4 protein-coding genes, 1 pseudogene and 1 riboswitch are annotated in these 6,015 nt (G+C 70.5%); of the genes and pseudogenes, 2 read left to right on the forward strand and 3 right to left on the reverse strand.

Features of this window, described 5'->3' with window-relative positions; genetic code table 11:
* Window positions 1-16: 16 nt before the first annotated feature.
* Together ACOJUJ_RS04440 and ACOJUJ_RS04445 are read left to right on the forward strand one after the other, a co-directional pair.
* Window positions 17-298, forward strand: a complete 282-nt coding sequence (locus ACOJUJ_RS04440; protein WP_420125642.1) for a hypothetical protein — start codon at window positions 17-19, stop codon at window positions 296-298.
* Window positions 295-840, forward strand: coding sequence for a GNAT family N-acetyltransferase (locus tag ACOJUJ_RS04445; RefSeq protein WP_420125643.1), 546 nt, complete (start codon window positions 295-297; stop codon window positions 838-840). The genes ACOJUJ_RS04440 and ACOJUJ_RS04445 overlap by 4 nt, the downstream gene beginning before the upstream one ends.
* A 99-nt stretch (window positions 841-939) precedes the next feature.
* Here ACOJUJ_RS04445 and ACOJUJ_RS04450 read toward each other — a convergent pair whose 3' ends face one another.
* The 3 genes and pseudogenes from ACOJUJ_RS04450 to ACOJUJ_RS04460 form a co-directional block, all read right to left on the reverse strand.
* Window positions 940-2,355: a S8 family serine peptidase gene (locus ACOJUJ_RS04450; protein ID WP_420125644.1), complete on the reverse strand. Its 1,416-nt coding sequence runs from the start codon at window positions 2,353-2,355 to the stop codon at window positions 940-942.
* 47 nt (window positions 2,356-2,402) lie between these two features.
* A riboswitch (cyclic di-GMP riboswitch) is annotated at window positions 2,403-2,492 on the reverse strand.
* Between the two features lie 622 nt (window positions 2,493-3,114).
* Window positions 3,115-5,433, reverse strand: a complete 2,319-nt coding sequence (purL, locus tag ACOJUJ_RS04455) for a phosphoribosylformylglycinamidine synthase subunit PurL (RefSeq protein WP_420125645.1) — start codon at window positions 5,431-5,433, stop codon at window positions 3,115-3,117.
* Between the two features lie 108 nt (window positions 5,434-5,541).
* Window positions 5,542-6,015 (reverse strand): annotated as a pseudogene (locus ACOJUJ_RS04460) (hypothetical protein); the annotation flags it as partial.

Here is a 6,015-nt window from a genome sequence, read left to right on the forward strand (position 1 = left end):
CCGCCGTCTTTCGCCCATGGCCATTCCCCGCGAAGAATACGACCGCATCGCCGCCGAGCGCATCGAGGCCGAGCTGGAGTCGCGGCGCGAGGAGCGCCGGTACTGGATCATCACCCTGCTGGTGTGCATGGCGTGGTGCGCGCTGGGCGCGCTCATCACCCGGCTGGGCTTTGCGCTGGTGCTGGACCGGGAAACGGCCGACGTGCTGATCACCTCAGGGCAGGGGATCGCGGCGGGCGGCGTGCTGCTCACCGTGTCGTACGCGGGCTACGTGCGGCAAAAGCGGGGGCTGCAGTGAGCGAGCCGGTGCGCGTGCGCGTGGCCACGGAGGGGGACCTGGCCGCCATCCGCGAGCTGATCCCGCGCTCCGTCCGCGGCCTGAGCGTGGGCTACTACACGCCGCGCGAGGTGGAGAGCAGCATTCGCTACGTCTTTGGCCCCGACACGCAGCTGATCGCGGACGGCACCTACTTTGTCGCGGAGAGCGGGGGCGAAGTGGCGGGGTGCGGCGGATGGAGCGCGCGCCGCACCCTGTACGGCGGCGACCAGGCCAAGGACGCGGACGATCCGCGGCTGGATCCCGCGACGGAGGCCGCGCGCATCCGCGCCTTCTTTGTGCACCCGGACCACGCCCGGCGCGGCATCGCTTCCGCCATCTACGAGGCCTGCGTGGCCGCCGCGCGGGCGGCCGGCTTCCGCTCGCTGGAGCTGATGGCCACCCTTCCCGGCGAGCCGCTGTACCGCACCTTTGGCTTCCATCCCGTCGAGCAGGTGGAATCTGTCCTTCCCGACGGCGTCCCCATCCGCTTCGTCCGCATGCGGCGCGACATCGAAGGGTAGAATCCGAACGCGGAGTACGCACCGCGGCACAGGGGAACGAGAAGGGCGGGGCACCGGATCGGCGCCCCGCCCTTTTTCCATCGTCCAGCTACACCGTGATCAGATCACGCCGACGGCGCGCGCCACGTTGATGCGGCCCTTGCCGTAGGCCGGGTCCGTGCCGCTCTGGCCCAGGTCGTCGGCGGTGCCCTGCAGACGCGCGCGGATCTGGCTGGGGTTGCGGCCCACGTCCTCGGCGATGAGCGCGGCCGTGCCCGCCGCGTGCGGCGAGGCCATGCTGGTGCCGTTGATGCCGACGATGTAGGCGCCGGTGCGGCACACCGGGATCTGCAGGCTGAAGGTGGAGCACGCCGCGTACACGGGCGAGAAGTTGCCGCCCGGGGCCGCCACGGTCACCGACGAACGCCCGTAGTTGCTGTAGCTGGCCAGCGCGTCGACGTTGGTCCACGGGCCGTTGGTGCCGGCCGAAGCGGTGGGGCCGGTGGCGGAGACGCAGACCACGTGCGGGGCGCTGCAGTACGCCTTGTAGCCGTTGCCGTCGTGGTCCATGTCAAGCGCGTCGTTGCCGGCCGAGACCACCACCTGGGTGCCGTTCTTGTGCGCGTAGTTGAACGCACGGCCGATGATGGCGATGAACGACGGCCCGTTGCCGCCCGCGGCGCTGGCGTCGCGGCGGTTGAAGGCGCCACCCACGCTCAGGTTGGCCACGTGCGCACCGGCGTCGGCCGCGTACACCACGCCGGCCAGCACGCCGCTGGTGGGGCAGCTGCCGTTGACGTTGCACACCTTGACGCCGATCAGCGTGGTGCCGCTGGTCACGCCGGCGGCGTTCACGGCGTTGCTGCTGACGGTGGCGCCCACGTGCGTGCCGTGGTAGTGCAGGTCGGCGATGGGGTGCGCGCCGGGGAAGTACGCGGCGACCAGCGCGTCGTCCGAAGGCACGAACGACTTGGAGGCGGCCAGGTCAACGCGGCCGGCCAGGTCGGGGTGCGTGTAGCCCAGGCCGGTGTCGAGGATGGCGACCTTGACGTTGGGCGAGCCGCGGCGGCCGGCGGCCCACGCCAGGTCGGCGCCGATGGCGCGCATGTGCCACTGGCGGGCGAAGAAGAAGGCGGTCGCCGGGGCGGCCGGGCTCTCCACACCCTGCTCAACCTCACCCGCCACGGGCGAGAGCACCGTCATGTCGTCGGCTTCCACCGCGGCCACGCCGCTGGAGGCGCCCAGCTGGGCAGCGGCCTCGGGGGTAAGCCCGGCCACCGCGCCAATGCCGGCGCCGCCGTGCGCGAACACCACCGTGCCGCCCAGCGAAGCCACCTTGCTGGCAAAGCCGGCGGGAACGCCGTTGCCCTTGAACATCACCAGGTAGCTGCCGTCGATGGGCGACGTGGTCCCGGCCGACAGCGAGGGGGCGCTGGTGGGGGCGAGGGGCGTGTCGGTGTTGATGTCGTCGCAGGCGGCCAGCCCGGTGGCGGCGACGGCGGCGAGGGTGAGCAGACGAGCGGACGCGTAATTCATCGTTCGACCTTGAAGGAAGTTCTTTCCGGCCAGCGGAAGGGACCTTCTTCGGCAACCGGGCGGTCTCCAGCGGCTGGGGGGCCGGGAGATCCCTGGCTTTGCGGACCGGCCTCGCGGCCGGGGTGCGTTTGTCGGAAGGAGCGGACTGCGGTGTGGCTACGACGGCGGACCCGCGGAACGGAGCCGCCTGCGGTGCTCCGGGCGGCAGCTTTGCCGCCGGGAAAAGGGGTGGACGTTCAGCCGAGAGTACCTGCGGCGGGGAAGGGGTGCGTCACGAAAAGGGATGCCCCACGTCCGTGACGCTGCGCATGATGCACGGGCGAGGCGCACGGGTCAAGCCCTGTGCGCCACCTTCGCGTAGCAGAATCACCCGGAACGGCGGTGATTCCACGAAGGAGTTCCTGTGAGCGCGATTCATTAATCTATCAACAAACGTTGATGTCCGCAATCGTTGCTGGTAAATCCCGCCACCGCCCGATGCGCAGCCCAAGGATCTTCTCTCCGCTCGCGACGGGCATGCTCCACGACGGAAAGCATGCCCCTCGGCTCTGCTGGCGAGATCCTTCGGCCGCGCGCAAGCGTTTGTGCAGTTTATGGTTCCGTGTGTCGCTCCCTCTGGAAATCGACGCCGTGACGCATTCACCGTGAGGACAACACCATCACCCGTTCACCCGTTCACCCGTTCACCCGTTCACCCGTTCACCCGTTCACCCCCACACCCTCACACCCTCACACCCTCACACCCTCACACCCTCACACCTACTCCTGCCCGTGCTGCACGGCGGACTCCAGCGACGTCTCCACGTCCGCGACGCTTCCCTCCATCCGCCGTGGGATGGCGTTCTCGTAGACGTGCGCCAGCTCCGAGGCGGGCGCTTCGATCGAACCGCCGCGGGTGCGGATGACGAAGGTGGCGAACGGCGCGCCGACGGTGCCGATGCGGCGCGCGGGAACGCCGTGCTCCGCCGCCCGGGCCAGCACGTCGTCCACGTCCCCATCCGCGCAGCTGATGACGACGCGCGTCTGCGCCTCGCCAAAGAGAAGCGCGTGCGGCGGCAGCGCGTCCTCCAGTTCCACCTCGATGCCGAAGGGTGCGGCGGGGTCGGTGATGGCGCTCTCGGCCAGCGCGACGGCCAGGCCGCCCTCCGCCGTGTCGTGCGCGGACTGAATCCAGCCGGAGTGGATCATCGACAGCAGCGCCGTCTGCAGCCGCACCTCGCCGTCCAGGCTGATGGCGGGGGCGTCGCCGGCCACGCGGCCGTGGATGGTCTTCAGGTACTCGCTGCCGCCGATCTCGTCCGTGTTGGTGCCCAGGAGGATGATTGCGTCGCCGGACTCGCGAAAGGCGCTGGTGGTGACGTGCGCCACGTCGTCGATCACCCCGACCATGCCGATGGTGGGGGTGGGATAGATGGCGCCGCGCGGGTTCTCGTTGTACAGCGACACGTTGCCGCCGGTGACCGGCGTCTCCAGCGCCGCGCACGCCTCGCCGATGCCGCGCAGGCTTTCCGACAGCTGGTGGTAGACCTCCGGCTTGAGCGGATTGCCAAAGTTCAGGTTGTCGGTCACCGCGCGGGGCAGGGCACCGGAGCACGCCAGGTTGCGCGCCGCCTCGGCCACGGCGATCTGGCCGCCGCGGTAGGGGTTCAGGTAGACGTAGCGCGAGTTGCAGTCCACCGTGGCGGCGATGGCCTTGCGCGTGCCGCGCAGCCGGATGACCGCCGCGTCGCTGCCGGGGCCCACGACGGTGTTCGTGCGCACGGTGCTGTCGTACTGCTCGTACACCCAGCGCTTGGAGGCGATGGTGGGTGAATCCAGCAGCTTGAGCAGCGTCCAGGTGGGGTTCGCCTCTTCGGCGCGCGGCTGGATGGACGCGACGTCGAACGCGCGCAGCGCCGCGATCTCCGCCGACTCAACGCCTTCGCGGGTATAGGTGGGGCAGGCCTCCACCAGCGGCTCGCCGGGCAGGTCCACCACCACCATCCCGTTTTCGCGCACCACGTAGCGGCCCGTGTCCGTCACGTGGCCGATGGTCTCCGCGTCCAGGTCCCAGCGGCCCAGGATGGCGCGCACGTCCTCCTCGCGCCCCTCCTTGGCGACGACGAGCATCCGCTCCTGCGTCTCGCTGAGCAGGATCTCGTACGGCGTCATCCCCTTTTCGCGGACGGGGACCAGGGTGATCTCGATGTCCACGCCCGTGCCGCCACGCGCCGCCATCTCGGTGGAGCTGGAGACGAGTCCCGCCGCGCCCATGTCCTGGATGCCGACGATGTGGCCGCTGCGGATGAGCTCCAGCGACGCTTCCAGGAGAAGCTTTTCGGTAAAGGGGTCGCCCACCTGCACCATGGGCCGCTTGGCCTCGCTCTCCTCGCTGAGCTCGGCGCTGGCGAAGGTGGCGCCGTGGATGCCGTCGCGTCCCGTCTTGCTGCCGACGGCCATGATGGGATTGCCCACGCCCGACGCCACGCCGCGGATGAGCTCTTCCTTCTTCATCAGCCCGATGGCCATGGCGTTGACCAGCGGGTTCCCCTCGTACGCGCTGTCAAAGTACACCTCGCCCGCGACGGTGGGGATGCCCACGCAGTTGCCGTAGTCGCCGATCCCCTTGACCACGCCGGCCACCAGGTAGCGCACCCGCTCTCCGTCGTCGCCGTCGATCTCGCCAAAGCGCAGGGAGTTCAGGCAGGCGATGGGGCGCGCGCCCATGGTAAACACGTCGCGCAGAATGCCGCCCACGCCGGTGGCGGCGCCCTGGTACGGCTCCACGGCGGAGGGGTGGTTGTGCGATTCGATCTTGAAGGCGACCGCCAGCCCGTCGCCCACGTCGATGACGCCGGCGTTCTCACCGGGCCCCTGCAGCACCCACGGCGCCTGCGTGGGGAGCTTTCGCAGCAGCGGCTTGCTGTTCTTGTAGCCGCAGTGCTCGCTCCACATGGCGCTGAACACGCCGAGCTCGGTGTAGGTGGGCTCGCGGCCAAGGATGTCCAGGATCAGCGAGTACTCGTGCTCGCTGATCCCGTGGTCGGCCACGAGCTCGGGTGTGATCTGCGGGTCGCCGGGACGGGGCTGGACGCACATCGCAAAAAAGTGCGAAGGTGCGAAAGTACGAAAGTGCGAAAGTGAAGAGAGTGCGTCGGTGCGTCAGTCACTTTCGCACTCTCGCACTCTCGCACCTTCGCACTGCTTTTACGGATTCTTTGCGTCGTTGCGCCGGGCCCGCTCGGTGGCCGTCGCCTCGTTGCTGCGGTCCTGCCGCACGCGGCGCGTCTTGCGGTCGATGGAGGTTTCGCCGCGCGTGTCGGCCGCCTCGGTGTTCTCCGCCGGGTCGGCCGGCCGCGGCGCGCCGGCCACGGCGTCCGCCGGCGGCGTGACGGGGAGCCGGCCGTCCACCGCGGGCGGGTTGGTGCCGGCCGTCGGGTCCGCCGCGGTGGCCGCTTCCACGTCCGCGGGCGGGGTGGTGATGACCATCGTGGCCGGCTCGCCCGGCCGGCCCTCGCGCGCCTTGTTGACCGGCACGGGCGGCGTCGCGCGCGTCGCGGGCGCGGCGTCCGGCTGGGTGATGACGATGGTGGAGGGCTCGCCCGGCTGCCCCTCGCGCGCCCGCGGCCGCGGGCGGCCCGGCTCCGGCGCGGCGAGGCCGCCGGCCGGGCCGTCCACGCG

It is taken from the genome of Longimicrobium sp. (assembly GCF_048594345.1).
Taxonomy (GTDB): Bacteria; Gemmatimonadota; Gemmatimonadetes; order Longimicrobiales; family Longimicrobiaceae; genus Longimicrobium.